The following is a 21,993-nucleotide window of genomic DNA, read 5'->3' on the forward strand; positions in this document are numbered from 1 at the left end:
GTGGGCGGCATCGGCGGCACTTTGCTGGGTGCAGACCTGGCTGGTGATGTCGCTGGCGAACTTCACCACCTTGTACAGCCGGCCCTTGCTGTCGAAGATCGGGTTGTAGGAGGCTTCGAGAAAGACCGTCTGGCCTTGCTTGTTGATGCGCTCGAAGCGGTGCGAATGGTATTCCCCGCGGTTGAGCGAGGCCCAGAACTCACGGTACGCCGACGACTCCCGCTCCTGGGGCAGGCAGAACAGCCCGTGGTGGCGCCCGACCACCTCTTCCAGGCGGTAGCCCATGGTGGTGAGAAAGTTCTGGTTGGCCTTGATCACCCGCCCGGCAGGGGTGAACTCGATCACCGCCATGGAGCGGCCGATGGCCTTGAGCAGGCTCTCGCTCTCGTGCTCTTGCATAACGCGCTGGCTGATGTCCGACGCCACCTTGATCACGCTGGTGACCTGGCGCTGCTCATCCAGCACCGGCATGTAGCTGGCTTCGAGCCAAACCTCCCGCCCTGCCTTGTCGACGCGCTCGAAGGTCCCGCTGATGGCCTTGCCCTGCCCCAATTCACGCCAAAGCTGCTGATACTCGGCCGTCTTGACGTAGGCCGGGTCGCAAAACAACCGATGGTGCTTGCCGCGTAGCTCTTCGACGCTGTAACCCATGGCCTGGCAGAAACGCTCGTTGGCGTCGAGAATGGTGCCGTCGGGCGCGAACTCGATCATCGCCATCGAACGGCTGATTGCCGCCAGTTTCGCTTGCGCGCTGGCCAGTGCCTGGTGACTACGCTGAATCTCGACCAAGTCGGACTTGCGATGGAAATCGAACATGACGCCGGGCTCCTTTATGCGCGGGGTGTCCTGAGCATAGATGGGCAACTGCGCCGTGCAAGCACATTGATATCACTTTGTAATTAACACCCCAAGCGCTACTCAGGCACCGCGTGTCACGAGCTTTCGCGCACCATCAACTCGAAACCAAGGTCTTGCTGCTCGGTGGCCACCCGCTTGCCGTCAAGCAACGCCAGCAGGGCCTGCGCGGCGCCCCGACCAACGGCAGCCCGCGGCGTGCGAATAGAGGTCAGCCGCGGGACCATGTGCGCAGAAGCGGGCAAGTCGTTGAAGCCGACCATCGCCACCTCGCGGGGTACTTCCACGCCCTGGCGCAGTGCCTGCAGGACCGCACCCTGGGCCAGGTCGTCGTTGCAGAAGAAGATACCGTCGACATCCGGCGCCTGTTGCATCAGCTGGCTGAACAACGCACTGCCCAGCGCGATCGAGGAAGGCTCCGGTGCAAGGATTTCCAGCTCCGTCGACTGCAGCCCTGCCTCGGCGAGGGCCTGGCGGAAGCCTTCGGCACGCTGCATCACCCGTGGGTCGAGCTGCGCGGCAATGAACGCTAGCCGGCGCCGCCCACGCTCGATCAAGTGCCTGGCCGCAGCCCGCCCGGCCTGTTGCTGCGAGAAGCCCACCGACAACGCGCCCGCCTCGCCGCCCAGCTCCATCATGTGCACGCAGGGCACGCCACTGGCCGCCAGCATCTGCCGCGCGGCGTCACTGCGCTCGAAACCAGTCAGCAGCATGCCGCAAGGCTGGTAGGCCAAGTAGTTACGGATCAGGTTTTCTTCTTCGGCAATGTCGTAGTGATAGTTACCGATCAACACCTCAAGCCCTCGCGGGCGCATCACCTCGTGAATGGCTTCGAGGGTGTCGATGAACAACTGGTTGGACAACGACGGGATCAGTACCACCACCGACTGGCTGCGCGCCGAAGCCAGTGCGCGGGCTGCCGGGTTGGCGACATAGCCCAGGCTGGCCGCAGCAGCGGCAACCTTTTCCACCAGCGCCGGGGCAACCGTGCTGACGCCGCGCAAGGCGCGGGATGCGGTGATCGGGGAAACCCCGGAAAGCCTGGCGACTTCTGCCAGGGTAGGACGACCGGTGGTGCGAGAGCCTGTGCGGGACATGGATGTTGTAATTTTACTACTTGCCAAGGGAGGGGAACGGCCACTAAGGTAGCGCTGTCTCAGGACGCAGGCAATGTAATCTTTGGTAGCGGTTCCACGTGCACTGTGCCAAGCGTCCATACTGCGTAAGGACAAGACCAATAACACCGGGGAGGTGGCTGTTCGTCAACGACGAGACAGCGCTATCTCACCCCGCAGGAGGTACTGATGAATTCTCCCCTGTCCGCCATTGTGGTGATGGGCGTGGCTGGCTGCGGCAAAAGCTGCGTCGGCGCTGCCATCGCTGCCAGAAGCGGCGGCCGCCTGATCGAAGGCGACGCTTTCCACCCTGCCGAAAACATCCGCAAGATGAGCGCTGGCATCCCCCTGGACGATAACGACCGAGCCGGCTGGCTGGTGCGCCTGGGCCAGGAGCTGCAAGCCACAGTGCAGTCGGGTGAACGCCCGATCCTGACCTGCTCGGCACTCAAGCGCCGTTACCGCGAAACGTTGCGCGCGTCCATGCCGGGCCTGGCGTTCGTGTTCCTTGAGCTGACCCCTGCCGAAGCCGAAAAGCGGGTCTTGGCGCGCCCTGGGCATTTCATGCCGGCGAGCCTCATCGACAGCCAGTTTGCGGCCCTCGAATCGCCGAATGGCGAGCCACGGACCTTGTCACTGGACGCCACCCAGGCCATCGATGCCTTGGCTAATACGGTAGACACCTGGCTAAAGCCTTGCGGTGAGCGGGACCTGGCGCAAACCGCCTGAACCTGGCGGTTTATCCGGCTCACCCAAGACAGCGCTGTCTCGACCAATGAAAGCGCCTGAAAGTTCCATAACGTTACGCCCAAAACAACGATAAGACCGAGGCATTAAAACCATGTTCGGACTGGCTACTGATACCTTCCTGCTGCTCGACGCACTGGTCACCATCGTCGGGCTGATCCTGCTGATCACCCATTTCAAAGTGCACCCCTTCGTCGCCCTCACCCTCGCGGCTGGCTTCCTCGGCCTCACCTCCGGCATGCCGGTGGCCAAGGTAATGAAATCGTTCCAGGACGGTTTCGGCGGCGTGCTGGGCTTCGTCGGTATCGTCCTCGCGCTGGGCACCATGCTCGGCAAGCTGATGGCCGACTCCGGCGGCGCCGACCAGATCGCCCAGACCCTGATCCGCGCCTTCGGCAAGAAGAACGTGCACTGGGCCATGATGTTCGCCGCCTTCCTGGTTGGTATTCCGCTGTTCTTCGAGATCGGCTTCGTGTTGCTGATCCCGTTGGTGTTCATCGTCGCCCGGCGCTCCGGCGTTTCGCTGGTAAAAATCGGCATACCGCTGCTGGCCGGCCTGTCCGTGGTTCACGGCCTGGTGCCGCCGCACCCGGGGCCGTTGCTGGCGATCGGCATCTTCCATGCCGACATCGGCAAGACCATCTTCTACGGCCTGATCGTCGCGCTGCCCACCGCGATCATTGCCGGCCCGCTGTTCGGTAACTTCATTTCACGCTATATCCCGGGCAACCCGTCCCAGGAGCTGATGGACCAGATCGCCAAGGAGTCCGACCAGGGCAACCTGCCGAGCTTCACCATCACGTTGGTCACGGTACTGCTGCCAGTGGCGTTGATGCTGCTCAAGACCTTCGCCGACGTCGTCCTGCCGGCCGAGCACATCGTGCGCCAATGGATGGACCTGATCGGCCACCCCATCACCGCCCTGCTCGCTGCGTTGCTGCTGGGCTTCTACACCTTCGGCGCGGCGCGTGGCTTCAACCGCCAGCAGATCATGAAGATGCTCGACCAGAGCCTGGCGCCCACCGCCGCCATCGTGCTGATCGTCGGTGCCGGTGGCGGCTTCAAGCAGATGCTGGTGGATACCGGTGTCGGCAACGTGATCGGGCAGATGGCCGTGCAGGCCGAAATCTCGCCGATCATGCTGGCCTGGCTGGTGGCGGCGGTGATCCGCATTGCCACGGGTTCGGCGACGGTCGCGACCATCACGGGCGCGGGCATCGTGGCACCGGTGATCGACCTGGTGCCTGGGGTCAACCGTGAGCTGCTGGTGCTGGCCACTGGCGCCGGCTCGCTGATCCTGTCACACGTCAACGATGCCGGGTTCTGGCTGGTGAAACAGTACTTCAACATGACCGTGGCCGAGACCTTCAAGACCTGGAGCATGATGGAGACCATCCTTTCGGTGGTCGGCATCATCTTCATCATGTTGCTGTCGATGGTGGTGTGACCGTTGATCGGGGTGGGGGCACCAGGTGCGGGCTTGATGGCCCAATCGAATAGAAGCCTTGCCCCCATCCCGATGCAAAGGAGCCTGCCCCATGATCCGCCCTTTCCTGCTTGCAGCCGTACTGGTTTCACCGCTGGCCCTGGCGGTCGGCACTGGGCCCACCTACCCCGACGACCCGCACAACCCAGCGCCGACGCCGGGTGTAGACAGCACGCTCAACCCCATTGAAAAGCCGATGCCACGCGACACCGACCCGCGGATCGAGGGCAATGACCCCGAGAGCCCGCCAGCCACCCAGAATGATGGGCGGGATTTGCCAGGGATGGATGGCAGTGGCTCGGAAGGTACTGGGCGCCAAGGCACGAGCACGGGCAACCCTTGAGCCCCTGTAGGAGCAGCCTTGTGCTGCGAAGAGGCCGGCAATTACACAGTGAATCTTCGCTGCTAGTACCGGCCTCTTCGCAGCACAAGGCTGCTCCTACACAGATCGTACCCAGATCGCGCATGGCCGAAGCCGTGAGGTTACCACTGCCGCTTGTCAGGCGCCGACACCGGGTGTAGACAGCACGCTCAACACGATTGAAAAGCCGATGCCACGTGACACCGACCCGCGGATCGAGGGCAATGACCCCGAGAGCCCGCCAGCCACCCAGAATGATGGGCGGGATTTGCCAGGGATGGATGGCAGTGGCTCGGAAGGTACTGGGCGCCAAGGCACGAGTACGGGCAACCCTTGAGCCCCTGTAGGAGCAGCCTTGTGCTGCGAAGAGGCCGGCAATTACACAGTGAATCTTCGCTGCTAGTACCGGCCTCTTCGCAGCACAAGGCTGCTCCTACACAGATCGTACCCAGATCGCGCATGGCCGAAGCCGTGAGGTCACCACTGCCGTTTGTCTGGCCTGGTCAACCCCAGCTTCTCGATCCGGTAACGCAGCATATCCCGCGACAGCCCCAGCATCCGCGCCGACTTGGTCACATTCCAGTCAGTCCGGTCCAGGGTCTTGCACACTAAATCCCGCTCCATGTCCGGCAGGCTGGTACCCGGTTCTGGCTCATGCCGTGGCATCTCGAATACGGCGGGCGCCTGTTGCTGTATCAACGGCTCGTCGATCAGCGTCATGCACAGGTTCAACTGATGCGATTGCACCACCTCATTGGGTGCCAGCAACACCGTCTGCTCCAGCATGTTGCGCAGTTCGCGCACGTTGCCAGGCCAGCTGTAGCCCAGCATCAGGGCCTCTGCCTCGGCGGAAAAACGCAGGTTCGGCTTGCCATAGCGCCGCCCGTGGTGCGCTAAAAAATGCCTGGCCAACAGCAGAATATCCTGCCCCCGGGTATACAGCCGCGGTACCTTCAAGGCGATGATGCGTAGCCGGAAGAACAGGTCGCGGCGGAACTTGCCTTGCTGCACCATCTGTTCGAGGTTGCAGTTGGTAGCGCTGATCACCCGCAAGTCGACCTTGCGCTCCTTCACCGCGCCAATGCGGCGGATGCTGCGATCCTCCAGCAGTTTGAGCAGCTTGGCCTGCAACACAAGGTCCATCTCGCCGATTTCATCAAGGAACAGCGTGCCGCCATCTGCGGCCTCGACCAGGCCTACGCGACGTTCCTTGGCATCGGTGAACGCGCCTTTTTCATGGCCAAACAACTCCGCCTCCAGCAAGTTGGCCGGGATCGATGCGCAGTTGAATTCGATGAATGGGCCCTTGCTGCGCGAGCCATCAAAATGCAGGGCCCGGGCCACCAGTTCCTTGCCAGTACCGGTCTCGCCCTCAACCAACACCGGCGGTAGATCGTCGCTGGCCATGCGCCGCTCGGCATCCAGCACCTGGCGCAGGGTGTGCTTGAGGCTGTGCATCACCGGCGACTCGCCAATCAGTGCCTGCAGCCCGGACTTCTGCGCCTCGCGCTCCTGGTAGAACGACAAGGTGCGCTCCATCCGTTCAGCCGCCAGGGCCTTGTCCAGGGTCAGTTTAAGCTCGGCCAGCACCACCGGCTTGGTCAGGTAATGAAAGGCGCCCTCCTTCATCGCCTGTACCGCGTCTTCGACATTGCCATAGCCCGTCATCATGATGACCTTGAGCGCCGGCGCCTGCGCCACCAGCACGCGCAACAGGTCATGCCCACTCATGCCTGGCAACGAGTTGTCGGTCAGCACCGCATCGGGCTGGGCCTGCTTGATCTGCTCCAGCGCAAGCTCCGCGCTGTGGCAGACCGTCACCTCGTAACCCTTGAGGCTCAGGTAGGTGCGTATGTTGTCAGCAAGGATTTCATCATCCTCGACTACCAGGATGCTGTGTTCCATGGTCCCCTCCCGCTGCGATATTGAAAGTAAGGCTTACGCGGGTTCCTTCCTCTTCGCGGCTGCTCAGGCTGACCGAGCCGCCAAAACGCTCCATGATGCGTTGCACCAGGGCCAGACCAACACCGAGGCCGCCCTGCTTGGTGGTGAAGAACGGCTTGAACACCATCCGTTCCTGCTGTTGGCTCATGCCCTTGCCGGTATCGCTGAGCAGCAGCACGGCGCGTTGGCCGTCCTGCACGCTCACTTCTGCGCGCAGCACACCGCCTGCCGGCATGGCTTCAAGGGCATTGGAAAACAAGCTGTTGAGGATTTGCGTCAGCTGCAGCGGTTGGCTGGCCACACACTGTACGTCAGGGCCCTCGTAGCAGAACTGCACGCCGTTGCGCGCCATCTGCTGGGCGAAGGCCAGGTGGGTGTCCTCGATGGACGCGACCAGGTCCACGGCCTCGGGCTCGTCACTGGTCGGGCGCAACGACACCAGCAAGTCGCGCACCCAACGTGACATGCGGTCGACCTGGCTGATGATGTCGGTGATGTTCTTTTGTGCGGTGGGGTTGGCGATCTCCTGGGCCAGTTCGGCGCTGGAGCGGATGTTGGCCAACGGGTTGCGCAGGCTGTGGGCCACCGCAGAGGACATTTCGCCCAGTGCCACGTAGGTTTCACTGGCTACCAGGCGGTCTTGCTGCTGGTTGAGCATCAGCGCTGCCCGGCGCACGATCCAGAACAGGCCAAAGTAAATCAGCGCGCCACCCACCAGGGTCGAGGCCCAGATCAGTACATAACCGCGCTGGATACGCCGGATCAGGTCCTGCGGCTCCTTGTAGATTTCCACCATCGACAGCACCTGCTCGCCCTGGCTGTCGAACAGCGGGATGTAGTTCTCGATGAACAGGTACTTGGGTTCGCGCAGAAACTTCTGTTCTTCACGGTCGTCCTCGGCCTGGTGGTAGCTGGCAGACACCGCTTTGCGCGAACGGAACGCGCGCTCCAGGTCGCCATCCTCCTCGATCCGCTCGCCAATCAACTGAGGGTTGGTGGACCAGACAATGGTCCGGTCGCGGGCGTAGACGTTGGCCAACAGGGTATCGGGCAGGTGTTCGACGTGGTCGAGGAATTCGACACGGGTCGATTCGGCCAACGCCGGGGTGAACTGCAGGTGCTGCAGGTCCAGGCGCGGATCGAGCAGTTCGCCCATGGTGGTGCCCGGCGGCAGTTGCGAATGGCGGACCTCGGCCTGGGCCATGGCCTGGATGAATTGGGCGGTGAGCATGGCATCGCGCTCCACGCTGTCGCGGACCACGAAGCGCGTCGACACATAGCCCAAGCCACCGGCCACCGAGGCGATGATCAACAGGCTGATGATCGAAAACCAACGCAAAAGGTTGAACTCGCGCAACGGCGCCGCAAAACCACTGGTGGCCGCAGACGCTTTGTCGGGCACTTCGTTTTCCAGCATCTGCATTGAGGGGTTCCCGCGCTGGGCGTCCGTTCTGAAGCGCACCCTGCCACGATTAGTAGCAATTTAATGGCACTTCACCTAGGTCACCAAGGCGACCCGTTGTTGCCATGCTCACGTTGCAAAAAATCAGCCAGTCGACGAAAGAAAAGGCATATTCATATTTTTCAAGCACTTGAAAGAACTTATTAAACCCAGATCAAGCCTCAGTCCCCACTTTTGGGTAACAATTACCCAAAAAAATCTATTTGTTATAAATCATGCATTTACGAGCCTAACCTAAAGCCCACTAGGAACACTTCGCCAACCTGAAATTCAGCGAAACGCGGGTGCCATGCCCTAGGCTGCTACTCAACCTCACCGCGCCACCAAAGCGCTCCATGATGCGTTTGACCAAAACCAGGCCAACGCCCAGCCCGCCCTGTTTGGTGGTGAAGAACGGCCTGAAGGCCATGCGCTGCTGTTGCTCGGTCATGCCCTTGCCGCTATCGGACAGGCGCAGCGTCAGGCCGCGCCGGTCGTGGCGCACCACCTCGACACGCAACTTCCCGCCCTGCTCCATCGACTCCAATGCGTTGGCAATCAAACTGCTGAAAATCTGCCGCAGTAACGCCGGGTGCCCCAACACCTGAACCGCCGGTAACGGTTGCAGGTCGAGGGTGACGCCACTGCGCGCCAGCGGCACGGCAAAGGTCTGCAGGCTTTCCTGCAGCGCCTGCGGCAGGTCCACCGCCACCGCCTCGTCATTGAGCGGGCGCAGTGACTGCAACAGCTGGCGGATCCACTGCGACATGCGGTCGACTTGGCTGATGATGTCGTTGATGTTCCTTTGCGCCGGGCCCTCGTCGAACGCCTGCGCAAGCTCGGCACTGGAGCGGATGCTCGCCAGCGGGTTGCGCAAGCTGTGTGCCACCGCCGAAGACACCTCGCCCAGGGCTACGTAGGTTTCATTGTTGATCAGCCGTTTCTGTTGCACCGCCAGCAGCTTGGCCGCCCGGCGCATGATGCCGTACAGGCCGATATAGACCAGCCCGGCGCCGACGGTGATCGCCAGCCAGATGAGGATCAGGCCATGCTCGATGCGCACGATCAGGTCATGCGGTTCCTTGTAGATCTCCACCATGGCCGTGACGTGCTCGCCATCGGCGTCGAACAACGGAATGTAGTTTTCGATGAACAGCTGCTCAGGCGGGGTCACGAACTTTTGCTCTTCGCGTGCCCGCTCGAAGTCGTGGTAGCTGGCCGAGACCCGCATCTTGTACTCGAAGGCGCGGTCCAGGTCGTCGTCGCCTTCGATCAACTTGCCGATCAGCGCCGGGTTGGTCGACCAGATCACCGTGCGGTCCGGCGCATAGATATTGGCCAGCAGCATGTCCGGCAGGTGGGCGATATGGTCGAGAAACTCGCCCCTAGCCTTGCGCCGGGCATCGGGGTCGACATCCGGCAGCGCCGTGCGATCGGTACGCGGGTCCAGCAATTCGCCCATGGTGCGCACATTGGGGATCGATACATGGCGCACTTCAGCATCAGCAATAGAGGTGATGAACTGAGCGGACAACAGCGCATCGCGCTCGACGCTTTCATCGATGATGAAACGGCTGGAGATCAGCCCCAGCCCGACCGCCACCGAGAGAATGATGGCCAGGCTGACCCAGGCATACCAGCGCAGCAGGTTGAACGGCTTGCGTGGGGCTGTCGCCTCGGTACCGGCAGGCACTCCAAGGGCGTCGGAACGAGGGGCGATGTCCATGGCGGACTCCACAGCTGGGCACCTTTGAAGGTTATAGCCCAGAGTTGGGGGAACCATGGTTCTAAATTGATGTCATCCGCCGAAGGGTGGCCGCCGCGCTGCTCGGCCACGTCGCGCGCCTACAGCGGCGAGTCGTCCGCCAGCCCTTGCAGCTTGCGGTAATCGCGCAGCACGTTGGGCACGTAGCGGCGGGTTTCGGCGTACGGTGGCACTGCACCCCGGCGCAGCACCGCGTCGGGGCCGGCGTTATAGGCGGCCACGGCCAGGGTGATGTCATTGTCAAACAAGGTCAGCATGCGTTTCAGGTAGCGGGCCCCACCCTGCACATTGTCCTCAGGGTCCAGGGCGTTCTCCACGCCCATCTCCCGCGCGGTATCAGGCATCAGCTGCATCAGCCCCACTGCGCCCGCCGGCGAGCGGGCCTTGGGGTTGTAGCCGGATTCTGCCTTGATAAGCGCATGCAGCAGTGCTTGTGGCACGTTGTGGGCCAACGCTGCAGCGGCCACCAGCTCGGCATAGGGCCGCCCGGTGATCATTTGCGCACCGGCAGCGCCCGCCTGGGCCAGCGGTTCGCTGATCACCCGCTGGTACTGGCGCCCGGGCCGATGGACGTTGGTCAGTACGTAGCCGCCCTTGGCATCGATGGAGATGTACACATCGGCCTGGGCGGCACCCGCCGCCAGCCAGATCAAACCCAGGATAAGTCCACGCATGTCGGTCGCCTCTTCGTCGTGGCCCCCGATGTGGGGGAAATGCCCCGGAAAACCCGAGGTTGCAGACCACGACGCAAGCACTGTGCCGCTTCCTGCACCGCATGGCGCAAGGCCCCGAGGCAGACGTGCACGGCTGTTGCATGGTGCCTGCCACAGCATGTTCCTACGCAGCGGAGGGCATCACCATGCAGCGCAGATCCAACCCCCAACGTGGCTTCACCCTACTCGAACTCCTCGTGGTGCTGGTTGTGCTCGGCCTGCTGGCCGGCATCGTCGCGCCCAAGTACTTCAGCCAGCTTGGCCGCTCGGAGGTCAAGGTGGCGCGGGCGCAGATCGAGGGTTTGAGCAAAGCCCTGGACCTCTATCGCCTGGAAGTTGGGCATTACCCCAACAGTGAACAAGGCTTGCAGGCACTGGTCATCGCCCCTAGCGGCGAGGCCCGCTGGACCGGCCCGTACCTGCAGAAGGCCGTGCCGCAGGACCCGTGGGGCCGCGCCTACATCTACCGGCAACCCGGTGAGAACGGCGGCGAGTACGATCTGCTGTCGATGGGCAAGGACGGCCAGCCCGGTGGCGACGGTGAGAACGCCGAAATCACCAGCTGGCAATAAGGAGCTCGGCCATGCGCTACAGCCTCAAGGCCCTGGGCAGACAGGGCGTGGTGCAATTGCAGATCGACGCCGAAGATGCCGACCAGGCGCGCCGCCAAGTCGAGGACCAAGGCTTGCGGGTGGTCAGCGTGAAGGGCCAGGGCAGTGCCTTGCGCGGCATGGCCTGGCGCCGCGAGGCGAGCTTTGACCTGGTGTTGTTCAGCCAGGAGCTGTCGACCCTGCTCAACGCTGGCTTGCCATTGATCGATGCCCTGGAAAGCCTGGCGGAAAAAGCCCCCGCTGCGGCCTCGCGCAAGGTGCTCGGCGAACTGGTACGCCAGCTGTACGAGGGGCACTCGCTGTCTCAGGCGCTGAGCCGCCAGCCCAGGATATTCCCGGCCCTGTACGTGGCGCTGGTGCAGTCCAGCGAGCGCACCGGCGCCCTCGGCGACGCCCTCGGCCGCTATATCGCCTACCGGCAACGCTTGGACCTGGTGCGGCAGAAACTGGTGGGGGCGTCGGTTTACCCACTGCTGTTGTTGCTGGTCGGTGGTGGCGTGGTGCTGTTTTTGCTCGGCTACGTGGTGCCGCGCTTCAGCCAGGTGTTCGAAGGCATGGGTACCGAGCTGCCGTGGCTGTCACGCCTGCTGATGCAGATCGGGTTGTTCTTGCATGCCCAGCAACTGCCGCTGGCGCTGGGCAGCGTGGCGGGCATCACCGCCCTGGTGCTGCTGCGCCGCCACCCGCGGGTACGGCGCTGGGCAGCGCGCCAGCTCAGGCGCATGCCAGCGCTGCACCAGCGGCTGATGATGTACGAACTGGCGCGCTTCTACCGCTCGCTGGGCATCCTCCTGCAAGGCGGTATTCCTATCCTCACGGCCATGGGCATGGCCCGCGGGCTGCTGGGTAGCGCCGCCGCGCAGGGCCTTGAACAGGCCAGCCAGCGCGTGGCCGAGGGGTTGCCGCTGTCCGACGCGCTGGAGGTTGGGCAACTGGTGACGCCGGTGTCGCTGCGGCTGCTGCGCGCCGGTGAGCAGTCGGGCAACCTTGGCGAAATGCTTGAGCGTTGCGCCGACTTTCACGACCAGGAGATTGGCCGCTGGGTGGAATGGTTCGTGAAGCTGTTCGAGCCGCTGCTGATGACGTTCATTGGCCTGTTGATCGGCTTTATCGTGATCCTGATGTACATGCCGATCTTCGAACTGGCCTCGAGCATTCACTGAAGGCTCAGGCCGAGGCTTTCGCGCAATGTCGTGCCTTCATACGCGGTGCGGTAGACGCCACGTGCCTGCAGCAATGGCACCACTTCTTCGGTGAAACGGCGGAACTGGCCTGGATGGCCAATGTAGATATTGAAGCCATCCAGCGCCCGCGCCTCGAACCACTCGGTCATTTTTGCCGCCACCGTTTCGGCGGAGCCGACGAATGCCCCCGGGCGTAGCTGGCGGCCGAACTCCACCGCCTGGCGTAAGCTGAAGCCCTGCGCCCGCGCCTGGTCGGCAATGCGCTTGGCATTGGTGAAGAAGCTGCTGCGGGCATGCTCCAGGCTCTCTTGAGGGAACGGCGCATCGAGGTCGTACTGGGTGAAATCGTGCCACCCGAAATTGCGCCCGAACTCCTTGAGTGCCAGTTCGAAGCTGTGGTCCTGCTGGTGGTAATGGCGCTCGATCTCACGGGCGTGAGCATCGGTGTCGCCCACATAGATTTCTGCACCTGGCAGTACCAGCAGTTGCTCCGGGTCTCGCCCCAGGCGTGCGGCACGCTCCTTGACGTCACGATAGAAGGCCTGGCCCTGCTCGATGCTGGCCGCGTGCGTGAAGATCACATCGGCGGTGGCGGCCCCCAGGTCGCGGCCCTGCTGCGAGTCGCCAGCTTGGAAGATTACCGGTTGGCCCTGGGGCGAACGCTGGATGTTCAAGGGCCCCACCACCGAGAAGTGTTCGCCCTTGTGGTTGAGCGCATGCAGCTTCGAGGGGTCGAGGAACTGGCCCGTGGCGCGATCGCGCGGGAAGGCGCCGTTCTCATAGGAATGCCACAAGCCCTGCACCACCTGCACGTGTTCCTCGGCGCGGGCGTAGCGGGTGTCGTAGTCATAGTGCTCGTCACGGCCATAGTTACCCGCGGTGCCGGCATCGCCGCTGGTCACCACGTTCCAGCCGGCGCGGCCTTTGCTGATCAGGTCCAGCGAAGCAAGGCGACGGGCGACGTTATAGGGCTCGTTGTAGGAGGTGGTCAGGGTACCGACCAGCCCGATATGCCGGGTGGTGACGGCCAGGGCCGAGAGCAGGGTCAGCGGCTCCAGGCGGTTGAGGTAATGCGAGGGTGAGCTGGGGGTGATGTATTGGCTGTCGACGATGAATATCAGGTCGAATAGCGCAGCCTCGGCCTGGCGGGCGATGTCGATGTACCAGTCGATGTTGACACTGGCATCGGCCGGCAGCTCGGGGTCGAGCCAGAGGTTATGGCGGCCAGGGCCGCCGCAGCCCATGGTCAGGGCGCCGAGTTTGATTTTGCGGGTGGTCATGGGGAGTCCTCTGAAATGATGGGGGCTGTACCGGCCTCTTCGCGGGCAAGCCCGCTCCCACAGGATTCAGCGTCGACTCGGTCCCTGTGGGAGCGGGCTTGCCCGCGAAGAGGCCGGCACAGTCAAACTCAATGGTCGTTGGCCAGCGCCGCTGCAAACGAGGTATCGAACAGACTCGCTGCCGGGTAGGCCTTGATCAGCCCAAGCCCGGCAAAAAAGTCCACCGTCTTCTGCGCATCGACAATCACCTGGGGGTTGAGTGGCGCCACGTCGGTGCGCGCGCGGGCGAACCAGGCCCGGGCAATGTCACGGTCGGCGCGGGTGCGCTTGGCCCAGGCGTCGGCATAGGCCTCGGTGTTGGCCGGATTGTTCAAGGTCCAATCACGGGCCTTCTTCAAACGCTGCAGAAAATCAGTGATCTGCGCACGCTTGGCGTCGATGGCCTTGGCGTTGGCCACCACGAAGCTCTGGGCCGGAATCAAGCCTTCGGCTGTGGCCAGCACCCTGGCGCCTTGGCGCTCCTGTTGGGTGACATAGGGCTCCCAGGTCGCGATCACGTCCACCGAACCGCCATCCAGGGCGTGCGAGGCATCCAGCGCGCTGAGGTAGCGCAGCTCCAGGGCATCGCGGGGCACGCCGGCTTTGTCCAGGGCGCTGAACAGCAGTTGCTGGCTCCACGAGCCTTTCCACAGGGCCGCGCGTTTGCCGCGCAGGTCTTCAAGGCTGTGAATGTCCGAATCTTTGCGCGCCAGGATAGCGACCCCTTCGAGGTTCTGCCGGCTCACCGCAATCACCTTGATCGGTGCCCCCAAGGCACCGAGAAACAGCGGCGGCGCATCGCCCAGCAGGCCAATGTCGAGGCTGCCGACATTCAAGGCTTCAGCCACCGGGGAGCCTGCGGTGAACTGCTTCCATTCCAGGGTATAGGGCACGTCATCGAGCACGCCAGCGGCTTCCATCACCGCACGGGCATTGAAGCTTTGGTCGCCGACCACCAGGGTCTGCGCAGCGGCGGCCAGGCTCAGTGAGGTGGCCAGCACACCGGCGGCCAGTTGCTTGAGGTATCGCACGTTCGTCTCCAGCGCCAATAAAGGCGCAACTAGGTAGTCGATCCGCCCGTGCGGTCTCGCTTTGATAAATGACAGTGGTATGCGCTTTGAATCTAACCAGCGCCTTGCTTATAAGTTATCGATGTATAGAGCCTGTGGGAAATTCGTTCTAGGCATAACCTAATGCCTCCGGCGGTGACCTATTTCAAAACAGATAGGGGAGCCTGTAAATGCATATTTTGCATATTAGCTTATGATTAATTTTACTTTGGTGAATATTCAGCGAGTTTGCTAGGGTTAACCGAAACCGTCAGCCGAGCCTGAACCATGAGCCAACCCCTGCGCCTGGAGCGCCTGCGACACTTCATCGGTGCGCTTTCGGAGCTGCTCGACCGAGCCCCCGACGAAGCCACCCTCCTCGACCAAGGCCAAGGCCTGCTGAGCAGCCTGGTCGCCCATGATGACTGGTTACCCGAAGCCCTCGCCCAACCGGACCCAAGCCGCTACCAGCAATACCTGCTGCATTGCGACTCGCGCCAACGCTTCTCTGTCGTCAGCTTCGTCTGGGGGCCAGGGCAGCAGACGCCGATTCACGATCACCGAGTCTGGGGGCTGATCGGCATGCTGCGAGGCGCTGAATATTCGCAAGGTTTCGCCCGCAGCGAGCACCGTGCGTTGCTGCCGGCCGGTGCGCCGGTGCGGATCGACCCTGGCCATGTCGAAGCGGTTTCGCCGCGTATCGGCGACATTCACCAGGTCAGCAACGCCTTCGATGACCAGGTGTCGATCAGCATCCACGTCTACGGCGCCAATATCGGCGCGGTCAGCCGGGCGGTGTACCTGGCCGACGGCACTGAAAAACCCTTCATCTCCGGCTACTCCAATACCCTCCTGCCCAACATCTGGGACCTGTCCAAAGAGAATCCAGCCCCATGAGTACTGTCGCCACCCGTTCCTTCCATGACATTCGCCGGGCCTTGCTGGCCCATGAAGAGCTGGCGTTGATCGATGTTCGCGAGGAAGACCCGTTCGCCCAGGAACACCCGCTGTTTGCCGCCAACATCCCGCTGTCGAAGCTGGAGCTGGAAGTCTTCGCCCGGGTACCGCGACGTGACACCGCCATCACCCTGTATGACGACGGTGAAGGGCTGGCTACGCTGGCTGCCGCGCGCCTGTCGGCGTTGGGCTACAGCGATGTGGCACTGCTCGAGGGCGGCCTGGCTGGCTGGCGCGCGGCTGGCGGCGAGTTGTTCCGTGACGTCAACGTGCCAAGCAAGGCCTTTGGCGAACTGGTCGAAAGCGAGCGGCACACGCCGTCGCTGGCGGCCGAGCAGGTGCAGGCATTGCTCGATGCCAAGGCCGATGTGGTGGTGCTCGACGCCCGTCGTTTCGACGAGTACCAGACCATGAGCATCCCCGGCGGCATCAGTGTGCCGGGGGCCGAACTGGTATTGCGCGTGGCCGAGCTCGCGCCGGACCCTGCCACCCAGGTAATCGTCAACTGCGCGGGGCGTACCCGCAGCATCATCGGCACCCAATCACTGGTCAACGCCGGCATCCCCAACCCGGTGGCGGCACTGCGCAATGGCACCATCGGCTGGACGCTTGCCGGCCAGCAACTGGCTCACGGCCAGCAACGCAGCTTTGCCCCCGTTAGCGACACCACCCGCGCCAGCGCCGCCGACCGTGCCCGCGCCGTGGCCGACCGTGCCGCAGTCGCGCGGCTGACTCGCGAAGGCCTGGCGGCCTGGCAGGCAGAGCCCCACCGCACCACCTACCTGTTCGATGTGCGTACCCCTGAAGAGTTTGCCCAGGGCCATCTACCGGCCAGCCGCTCGGTCCCCGGCGGGCAACTGGTGCAAGAGACCGACCATGTCGCCAGCGTGCGCGGCGCGCGTATCGTGCTGGTGGATGACGACGGTGTGCGGGCCAACATGAGTGCCTCGTGGCTGGCCCAGATGGGCTGGCAGGTCGCCGTGCTGGACGGCCTGTCGGCAGCGGATTTCAGCGAGCCCGGCGATTGGCAGGCGCCCTTGCCGGAACAGCCCCAGGTGAACGAGATCGACGTCGACCAGTTGCAGACCTGGCTGCAAGCGCCAGGCACGGTGCTGCTGGACTTCACCACCAGCGCCAACTACGTCAAACGCCACATCCCGGGTGCCCATTGGGCGATCCGAGCGCAGTTGCCGCAGGTGCTGGAGCAACTGCCGGTTGCCGAACGCTACGTGCTCACCTGCGGCAGCAGCTTGCTGGCGCGCTTTGCGGCGGTCGACTTGCAGGCCCTGACACACACCCCGGTGTATGTGCTGGAGGGCGGCACTGCGCGCTGGATTGCTGCGGGCTTACCGCTGGAAAGTGGCGAAACGCACCTGGCAGTGGCGCGCAGCGACCGCTATCGCCGGCCTTATGAAGGCACCGACAACCCGCGTGAAGCCATGCAAGGGTATCTGGACTGGGAGTTCGGCCTGATCGCCCAACTGGAACGCGACGGTACGCATGGGTTTCATGTTGTCCGTTAACGTGCGCCCTGGTCATCAGTGACGCAGTAGGTAGGCACCCGCTGGAACATGCTTTTGCAGCTTCTTGCATTTGCCCGGCGGGGGTTGGTGCCCAGGTGGGCGATCGGGGTACCAGATTCGGCATTTGCCTGGCGGCGGTCTGTGGCCCCGCGGTACCTCGAAGGCAGTTTCGTCCATGGGGTATTCAGGCATGCCCACGCGCTGCTGACCGGCAACGCCCTGGCGTTGCTGGGCAGCAGCCAGGGAGACTGATCGCGCGGGCTCCGGGCTGGCCTCTGCGGGTATTACTTGAACGGCCGACGCCTTTACAGCACCCGGCGGCGTACCCGAAATCCGGGCTTGGTTCGCCGCCTCGATCAATTGCAGATTGCGATTGCGCAAGGCCACGTTGCGTCCAACCCGCAGGTTGGAGCGCGCCGCCAACACTTCAGCCTGTTCGTATTGCCCCTGCTGCAGGCGCAGCACACCCAGGTAGTGCAGCGTGGCGGGGTTGTTCGGCTGGATTTGCAGCGCCCGCTCCAGCGTGGCGGCAGCCTGGTCCAGTTTGCCTTCTGCGTATTGTCTGGAGGCTGTTTCGATCAGCAGGGTCGAGGCCGTGTTACTGCTTGCAGGCGCCGTGCGCTCGCCGGCGGTGATGGAATCGCACGCGGTGATGCTGAACAACAGGGTTAAGGCCGACAGCATACGCTTGCTTGACATGAGGAACGCACTCGACGGGTCCAGGTGGGCCTGGTTCGAAAGAAGACGCTATCGACCTGAACATGCCATCGAAGTTCCCATCAACCGCCAGGCCATTGCTTCACCGCCCACTAGCCGCTAGAGTCCGCCCTAGGGCGTTCGCTGCGCCTGCGGTCCGCGCGAAGGGGTGCCCAAGCCACGCTTCATCTCATTTTCATTCCAGCTCCCGGCTTGTCGGCGGACCGAGCCCCAAAGGAGTTGGCATGCCCGCCATCCATGCTTCCCGTCATCACGGCCTGCTCGATCTGGCCGACCTGCGCAAACGCGCTAAACGCTTGCTGAAAGCGCTAAACAACGGCGAGGCCGAGGACGCGCGCGCCCAACTGCGCCTACTCGGCCTGACTGGCCCGCATTACAGGCTCGCTGACACCCAGTGGCTGCTGGCCCGCGAAGCGGGTTTTGCCAGTTGGCCAAAGCTCAAGGCGCATGCTGACGCTGTCGCCTTTGCAGCGCGCCACCCAAACTTTACCGCCGATGGCGAGGCCACCATGCAGCACTGGCGCTGCGGCAATGACATCGCCCATAGCTTGCGCACAGTGGGCTTTAACGGCGCGTTTCACATGTTCGACGACCCGATGGTCATGGGGCCGGTGCCGGCACTGCCAGAAGATGAGTACTGGCCCGTGCGTGCCGCGTATACGCAACAGGCGTTCAACCTTGGCGCGCAGGACGTCGAGCAGCGCCAGGCTAGGCAGCGCGCAGCACTGGCACAGTTGAACGCTGATAGTGAAGTTGTGCTCTGGTGCGAAGGGGATGCTTACGATCAGCTATTTCTGATCCGGATTCTGGCAAGCCTGCCCTGCCTGCCGCGGCGGCTCGAGCTGATCGAAATTACCGAGGTGCCCGGCGTCGAGCGCTTCATCGGCATCGGCCAACTCGCCCCCGACCTGCTTGCCTGGCTTTGGCCACAACGGCGGCCTTTGGGCCCAGACGCCATAGCGTTAGCGAAGCAGGCTTGGGCTGCCTATACCGCACCAGACCCACGCGCCTGGGCTGCCCTTGCGGTTCAGAAGCACCCGTCTTTACCCCAATTAAGCGCAGCACTTGCACGCCAGTTGCAGGAACTGCCAGGGGCAAAGGATGGCCTGAGCCTCACAGAGCGCTTGCTGTTACGCATCCTCGCGCAAAAGGGTGAGCTCCCGGCCGGCCGAGTGTTTGCACAGCTGATGATGCACGATGAACCGCTGCCTTACCTGGGCGACCAGATGTTCCACGTGTTGCTGCAACCGCTGATCCATGCACCGCACCGGCTGTTGCTGGAAGGCTCAGGAGAGGGCTGGGCGCAACGGCCCTTGAGGCTGACTGCACTGGGCGAAAGCGTTCTCGACGGGCAGGCCAATTGGCTGGATCAGGCGCCTCCCCCGCGCTGGGTTGGCGGTGTACTTATCGACGCTGAGCAAGCGCCTTGGGTAGTCAGCGAGCAAGGCCAAGTCTGGCAGCGCCGTTAGGGAAATGCTGCTGGCGCTTGATCTCAAAGGGACTCAGCCCTTTCAAGCGCCGGCACGTACCCGCCGCATCACCAAGCCCACCAGCACCACATTGACCAGTGCCAGCAGGCACAAGGTCACCAATACCCCCATTGAGCCAAAGTGCTCAAACAGATATCCACCCACCAGCGGCGTCAAGGCCTGGCCGATCAGCGAAGGCCGCGACATGCGCCCCATCAGCAGCACATACTGCGCGGGCGGCATCATTGCCAACGGCAACAGCCCGCGCACGATCGCCCGCAAGCCGTTACCGCAACCGAATACCAGCAGGCCCACGGCCGTGGCCGCCGGCACCAGCGTCACCAGCAGCAAGCCCACCAGCACCAGGCTTACCCAGGCCAGCGCCGTCCAGATTGGGTGGCGCTTGCCCGCCAGAATCTGCAGCACCCGCGAGGCCACCTGGCTGGGGCCGAGCATCGCCGCCAGGCCGATCGCCACCGGCAGCGAATGCCCAAGGCCCTGGAGCACGGCGACCAACTGCACGGCAATCGCCGTCATGATGATCGCGCCAATGGCGAACATGCCGGTCAACAGCAGGTAGAGCTGGCGATCTACCCCGACTGCAGCGCTGTTCTGCTGTACCTTGCGCACCTCGACCTGCCCGCCCGGCGGCAATACACGCCAATACAACGGGGCTACCACCAGTAGCAGCACGACCGCATAGCACACGCAAGTCATGCGCCAGCCCAGGTGCTCGATGGCCAACGCTACGGTCGGCCACGAAAGGGTCGAGGCAAAGCCGGCAATCAGGGTGATGCCAGTGATCGCTTTGCCAGCGCCCTCGCCATACAGGCCGCCCAGGGTGGAGAACAAGGCCTCGTACAGCCCCATGGCCATGCCCACACCGATCACCGCCCAAGCCAGCAGGAACACCAACAGGCTGTGGCTGGCAGCCATGATCAGCAGGCCCACTGCAACCACCGCACCACTGGCCGCCATTTGCGGGCGGCCGCCGTAGCGGGCGACCAGGCGGCTGGACAACGGGGCGCACAGCGCCGAGACCATCAGGCTCAGCGACAACGCGCCGTACACCCACTGGCTGGGCCAGCCAGTGTCACGGCTGATCGGGTCGGCCATCACGGCCATGAGGAAGAACGAACCGCCCCAGACCAGGATTTGCAGGATGCCCAGGCAGACGATGCCGAGGGGCCTGGGGAATTGGGGGGTGCTTTTCACTACGAGGCCTTGAGTCACATGCGTGGGTGTCTGCACCGGCCCTTTCGCGGGGCAAGCCCGCTCCCACAGGAATCTCAGCGACGCTGAGAGCAGCATATGACCTGTGGGAGCGGGCTTGCCCCGCGAAAGGGCCAGCACAGGCACCCTACCATGCCCACCATCGATGAAATATCCCGACATATCATTCAGCGTGATAATAACCTTCGCCCCGTTCGATTCGTGCCTCACGCGCAAGACACTCACACTCCGCCCACTACTAATACATTGGCGGAGTTCTCCATGGAACAATCACTCAAACCCTTGCGCTTTCCACTCGCTGCCCTGGCAGTCGTAGTGCTCAGCGCTTGCGGTCGAACCCCCGACGCCGTGCAGGCGCCCGCCGCGCCCAAGGTCAGCGTGGCCAAGGTGATCGAGCAGCCGATCAACGAATGGGACGAGTTCACCGGCCGCCTCGAAGCCCCGGAAACCGTCGAAGTGCGGCCACGGGTCTCGGGCCAGATCGACCTGGTTGGTTTCACCGAGGGCGCGCAGGTCAAGAAAGGCGACCTGCTGTTCCAGATCGACCCACGCCCGTTCCAGGCAGAGGTCCGCCGCCTCGAAGCCCAACTGCAGCAAGCCAAGGCCACGGCCATCCGCAGCGCCAACGAAGCCCGCCGCGGCGAGCGCTTGCGTGACAGCAACGCGATCTCCGCCGAGCTTGCCGAGTCGCGCAGCAGCGCCGCCGCCGAAGCCCGCGCCGGGGTCGATGCGATCCAGGCCCAACTCGACCTGGCCCGCCTGAACCTGAGCTTCACCCGCGTGACCGCGCCCATCAGCGGCCGGGTCAGCCGTGCCCAGTTCACTGCCGGCAACATCGTCACCGCCGATGTCACCCCGCTGACCAGCGTGGTCTCCACCGACAAGGTCTACGCCTATTTCGACGCCGACGAGCGCGTGTACCTCAAGTACACCCAGCTGGCGCGTGAAGGCCAGCGCGGCCAGGCCACCCCGGTGTACCTCGGCCTGACCAACGAAACCGGCAACCCGCACCTGGGCCAGATGAACTTCGTCGACAACCAAGTCAACCCGCGCACCGGCACCATCCGTGGCCGCGCCGTGTTCGACAACCGCGACGGCCAGTTCACCCCCGGCCTGTATGCCCGCCTGAAGCTGGTCGGCAGCGCCCAGTACGACGCCGTGCTGATCAACGACGAAGCCGTCGGCACCGACCTTGGCAAGAAGTTCGTGCTGGTGATGGACAAGGACAACAAAGCCGCCTACCGCGCGGTAGAGCTGGGGCCGAAGCTAGAAGGCCTGCGCATCGTGCGCAGCGGCCTGGCCAAGGACGACCGCATCGTGGTCAGGGGCCTGCAGCGTGTGCGCCCAGGCTCCGCGGTAACCCCGGAAGACACCCCGATGGCCAGCGAGCAGACCCTCGCCGCCCTCGCCCAACAGCGCCAGGCCCTGGAGGCCAGCAACCCGGCGCCGAAGGTAGCGGGCGCCACTGTAAAAGTCGCCAGCGCCCAAGCGCCACGCGGTTAAG

18 protein-coding genes and 2 pseudogenes are annotated in these 21,993 nt (G+C 63.6%); 10 read left to right on the forward strand and 10 right to left on the reverse strand.

Features of this window, described 5'->3' with window-relative positions:
- Nucleotides 1-33 precede the first annotated feature (33 nt).
- Nucleotides 34-816 (reverse strand): annotated as a pseudogene (locus tag AC5PZ0_RS12690) (PAS domain-containing protein); the annotation flags it as partial.
- Between the two features lie 116 nt (nt 817-932).
- Entirely contained in the window at nt 933-1,952 is a 1,020-nt protein-coding gene (gene gnuR, locus AC5PZ0_RS12695; RefSeq protein ID WP_027593398.1) for a transcriptional regulator GnuR, read from the reverse strand.
- 207 nt (nt 1,953-2,159) lie between these two features.
- Between gnuR and AC5PZ0_RS12700 the strand changes: the two genes are divergently transcribed.
- The 4 genes and pseudogenes from AC5PZ0_RS12700 to AC5PZ0_RS12715 all read left to right on the forward strand — a co-directional run.
- Nucleotides 2,160-2,699 (forward strand): gluconokinase, encoded by a 540-nt coding sequence (locus AC5PZ0_RS12700; protein WP_265969333.1) that lies wholly within the window; start codon nt 2,160-2,162, stop codon nt 2,697-2,699.
- 112 nt (nt 2,700-2,811) lie between these two features.
- Complete coding sequence (locus AC5PZ0_RS12705) at nt 2,812-4,164, forward strand: GntP family permease (RefSeq protein WP_493855109.1); 1,353 nt, start codon at nt 2,812-2,814, stop codon at nt 4,162-4,164.
- A gap of 91 nt (nt 4,165-4,255) precedes the next feature.
- Complete coding sequence (locus AC5PZ0_RS12710) at nt 4,256-4,546, forward strand: hypothetical protein (RefSeq protein ID WP_099429221.1); 291 nt, start codon at nt 4,256-4,258, stop codon at nt 4,544-4,546.
- A gap of 160 nt (nt 4,547-4,706) precedes the next feature.
- Nucleotides 4,707-4,901: pseudogene (locus AC5PZ0_RS12715) on the forward strand (hypothetical protein); the annotation flags it as partial.
- Nucleotides 4,902-5,041: 140 nt separating this feature from the next.
- On the opposite strand, the gene AC5PZ0_RS12720 reads toward AC5PZ0_RS12715, so the two are convergent.
- From AC5PZ0_RS12720 to AC5PZ0_RS12735, 4 genes are all read right to left on the reverse strand, one after another.
- The gene (locus AC5PZ0_RS12720) at nt 5,042-6,469 is read right to left on the reverse strand and encodes a sigma-54-dependent transcriptional regulator (RefSeq protein ID WP_493855110.1); all 1,428 of its coding nucleotides are present in this window, start codon (nt 6,467-6,469) and stop codon (nt 5,042-5,044) included.
- Entirely contained in the window at nt 6,438-7,931 is a 1,494-nt protein-coding gene (locus AC5PZ0_RS12725) for a sensor histidine kinase (protein WP_238213730.1), read from the reverse strand. The genes AC5PZ0_RS12720 and AC5PZ0_RS12725 overlap by 32 nt, the downstream gene beginning before the upstream one ends.
- Before the next feature lie 283 nt (nt 7,932-8,214).
- Nucleotides 8,215-9,675 carry a sensor histidine kinase gene (locus AC5PZ0_RS12730; protein ID WP_493855111.1) on the reverse strand — a complete coding sequence of 487 codons (1,461 nt, stop codon included), beginning with the start codon at nt 9,673-9,675 and terminating at the stop codon, nt 8,215-8,217.
- Between the two features lie 119 nt (nt 9,676-9,794).
- A complete protein-coding gene (locus tag AC5PZ0_RS12735) occupies nt 9,795-10,388 on the reverse strand; it encodes a transglycosylase SLT domain-containing protein (protein WP_027593405.1) in 594 nt (197 codons plus the stop codon).
- A gap of 185 nt (nt 10,389-10,573) precedes the next feature.
- Between AC5PZ0_RS12735 and gspG the strand changes: the two genes are divergently transcribed.
- Both gspG and AC5PZ0_RS12745 read left to right on the forward strand, forming a co-directional pair.
- Nucleotides 10,574-10,999 carry a type II secretion system major pseudopilin GspG gene (gene gspG, locus AC5PZ0_RS12740; protein ID WP_027593406.1) on the forward strand — a complete coding sequence of 142 codons (426 nt, stop codon included), beginning with the start codon at nt 10,574-10,576 and terminating at the stop codon, nt 10,997-10,999.
- A gap of 11 nt (nt 11,000-11,010) precedes the next feature.
- Entirely contained in the window at nt 11,011-12,201 is a 1,191-nt protein-coding gene (locus tag AC5PZ0_RS12745; protein WP_493855112.1) for a type II secretion system F family protein, read from the forward strand.
- Here the strand turns inward: AC5PZ0_RS12745 and AC5PZ0_RS12750 are convergent.
- Both AC5PZ0_RS12750 and AC5PZ0_RS12755 read right to left on the reverse strand, forming a co-directional pair.
- The gene (locus AC5PZ0_RS12750; protein ID WP_493855113.1) at nt 12,195-13,502 is read right to left on the reverse strand and encodes an LLM class flavin-dependent oxidoreductase; all 1,308 of its coding nucleotides are present in this window, start codon (nt 13,500-13,502) and stop codon (nt 12,195-12,197) included. The two genes, AC5PZ0_RS12745 and AC5PZ0_RS12750, sit on opposite strands and share 7 nt — an antisense overlap.
- Before the next feature lie 128 nt (nt 13,503-13,630).
- Nucleotides 13,631-14,572 (reverse strand): ABC transporter substrate-binding protein, encoded by a 942-nt coding sequence (locus AC5PZ0_RS12755; protein ID WP_493855114.1) that lies wholly within the window; start codon nt 14,570-14,572, stop codon nt 13,631-13,633.
- Nucleotides 14,573-14,878: 306 nt separating this feature from the next.
- Here AC5PZ0_RS12755 and AC5PZ0_RS12760 point away from each other — a divergent pair, with 306 nt between their 5' ends.
- Entirely contained in the window at nt 14,879-15,487 is a 609-nt protein-coding gene (locus AC5PZ0_RS12760; protein ID WP_493855115.1) for a cysteine dioxygenase family protein, read from the forward strand.
- Nucleotides 15,484-17,070 (forward strand): rhodanese-related sulfurtransferase, encoded by a 1,587-nt coding sequence (locus AC5PZ0_RS12765; RefSeq protein WP_493855116.1) that lies wholly within the window; start codon nt 15,484-15,486, stop codon nt 17,068-17,070. Before AC5PZ0_RS12760 ends, AC5PZ0_RS12765 begins: the two co-directional genes overlap by 4 nt.
- A 15-nt stretch (nt 17,071-17,085) precedes the next feature.
- Here the strand turns inward: AC5PZ0_RS12765 and AC5PZ0_RS12770 are convergent, their stop codons facing one another.
- Nucleotides 17,086-17,769, reverse strand: coding sequence for a tetratricopeptide repeat protein (locus AC5PZ0_RS12770; protein ID WP_493855117.1), 684 nt, complete (start codon nt 17,767-17,769; stop codon nt 17,086-17,088).
- Nucleotides 17,770-18,011: 242 nt separating this feature from the next.
- Between AC5PZ0_RS12770 and AC5PZ0_RS12775 the strand changes: the two genes are divergently transcribed.
- On the forward strand, nt 18,012-19,256 hold the full coding sequence (locus AC5PZ0_RS12775; protein WP_493855118.1) for a DUF1835 domain-containing protein: 1,245 nt from the start codon (nt 18,012-18,014) through the stop codon (nt 19,254-19,256).
- A 42-nt stretch (nt 19,257-19,298) separates the two neighbouring features.
- Here AC5PZ0_RS12775 and AC5PZ0_RS12780 read toward each other — a convergent pair whose 3' ends face one another.
- Nucleotides 19,299-20,420, reverse strand: coding sequence for an MFS transporter (locus AC5PZ0_RS12780; RefSeq protein WP_493855203.1), 1,122 nt, complete (start codon nt 20,418-20,420; stop codon nt 19,299-19,301).
- Between the two features lie 330 nt (nt 20,421-20,750).
- Here AC5PZ0_RS12780 and mexE point away from each other — a divergent pair, with 330 nt between their 5' ends.
- Nucleotides 20,751-21,992 (forward strand): multidrug efflux RND transporter periplasmic adaptor subunit MexE, encoded by a 1,242-nt coding sequence (gene mexE, locus AC5PZ0_RS12785; protein WP_099454285.1) that lies wholly within the window; start codon nt 20,751-20,753, stop codon nt 21,990-21,992.
- The last annotated feature ends 1 nt before the right edge of the window (nt 21,993 follow it).

This window comes from Pseudomonas sp. 5.2, from assembly GCF_059025405.1.

What these genes read in the sequence shown, in the direction of transcription:
- gnuR (WP_027593398.1), bottom strand. Translation starts at nt 1,952, where the DNA reads ATGTCCCGCACAGGCTCTCGCACCACCGGTCGTCCTACCCTGGCAGAA.
- AC5PZ0_RS12700 (WP_265969333.1), top strand. Translation starts at nt 2,160, where the DNA reads ATGAATTCTCCCCTGTCCGCCATTGTGGTGATGGGCGTGGCTGGCTGC.
- AC5PZ0_RS12705 (WP_493855109.1), top strand. Translation starts at nt 2,812, where the DNA reads ATGTTCGGACTGGCTACTGATACCTTCCTGCTGCTCGACGCACTGGTC.
- AC5PZ0_RS12710 (WP_099429221.1), top strand. Translation starts at nt 4,256, where the DNA reads ATGATCCGCCCTTTCCTGCTTGCAGCCGTACTGGTTTCACCGCTGGCC.
- AC5PZ0_RS12720 (WP_493855110.1), bottom strand. Translation starts at nt 6,469, where the DNA reads ATGGAACACAGCATCCTGGTAGTCGAGGATGATGAAATCCTTGCTGAC.
- AC5PZ0_RS12725 (WP_238213730.1), bottom strand. Translation starts at nt 7,931, where the DNA reads ATGCAGATGCTGGAAAACGAAGTGCCCGACAAAGCGTCTGCGGCCACC.
- AC5PZ0_RS12730 (WP_493855111.1), bottom strand. Translation starts at nt 9,675, where the DNA reads ATGGACATCGCCCCTCGTTCCGACGCCCTTGGAGTGCCTGCCGGTACC.
- AC5PZ0_RS12735 (WP_027593405.1), bottom strand. Translation starts at nt 10,388, where the DNA reads ATGCGTGGACTTATCCTGGGTTTGATCTGGCTGGCGGCGGGTGCCGCC.
- gspG (WP_027593406.1), top strand. Translation starts at nt 10,574, where the DNA reads ATGCAGCGCAGATCCAACCCCCAACGTGGCTTCACCCTACTCGAACTC.
- AC5PZ0_RS12745 (WP_493855112.1), top strand. Translation starts at nt 11,011, where the DNA reads ATGCGCTACAGCCTCAAGGCCCTGGGCAGACAGGGCGTGGTGCAATTG.
- AC5PZ0_RS12750 (WP_493855113.1), bottom strand. Translation starts at nt 13,502, where the DNA reads ATGACCACCCGCAAAATCAAACTCGGCGCCCTGACCATGGGCTGCGGC.
- AC5PZ0_RS12760 (WP_493855115.1), top strand. Translation starts at nt 14,879, where the DNA reads ATGAGCCAACCCCTGCGCCTGGAGCGCCTGCGACACTTCATCGGTGCG.
- AC5PZ0_RS12765 (WP_493855116.1), top strand. Translation starts at nt 15,484, where the DNA reads ATGAGTACTGTCGCCACCCGTTCCTTCCATGACATTCGCCGGGCCTTG.
- AC5PZ0_RS12770 (WP_493855117.1), bottom strand. Translation starts at nt 17,769, where the DNA reads ATGTCAAGCAAGCGTATGCTGTCGGCCTTAACCCTGTTGTTCAGCATC.
- AC5PZ0_RS12775 (WP_493855118.1), top strand. Translation starts at nt 18,012, where the DNA reads ATGCCCGCCATCCATGCTTCCCGTCATCACGGCCTGCTCGATCTGGCC.
- mexE (WP_099454285.1), top strand. Translation starts at nt 20,751, where the DNA reads ATGGAACAATCACTCAAACCCTTGCGCTTTCCACTCGCTGCCCTGGCA.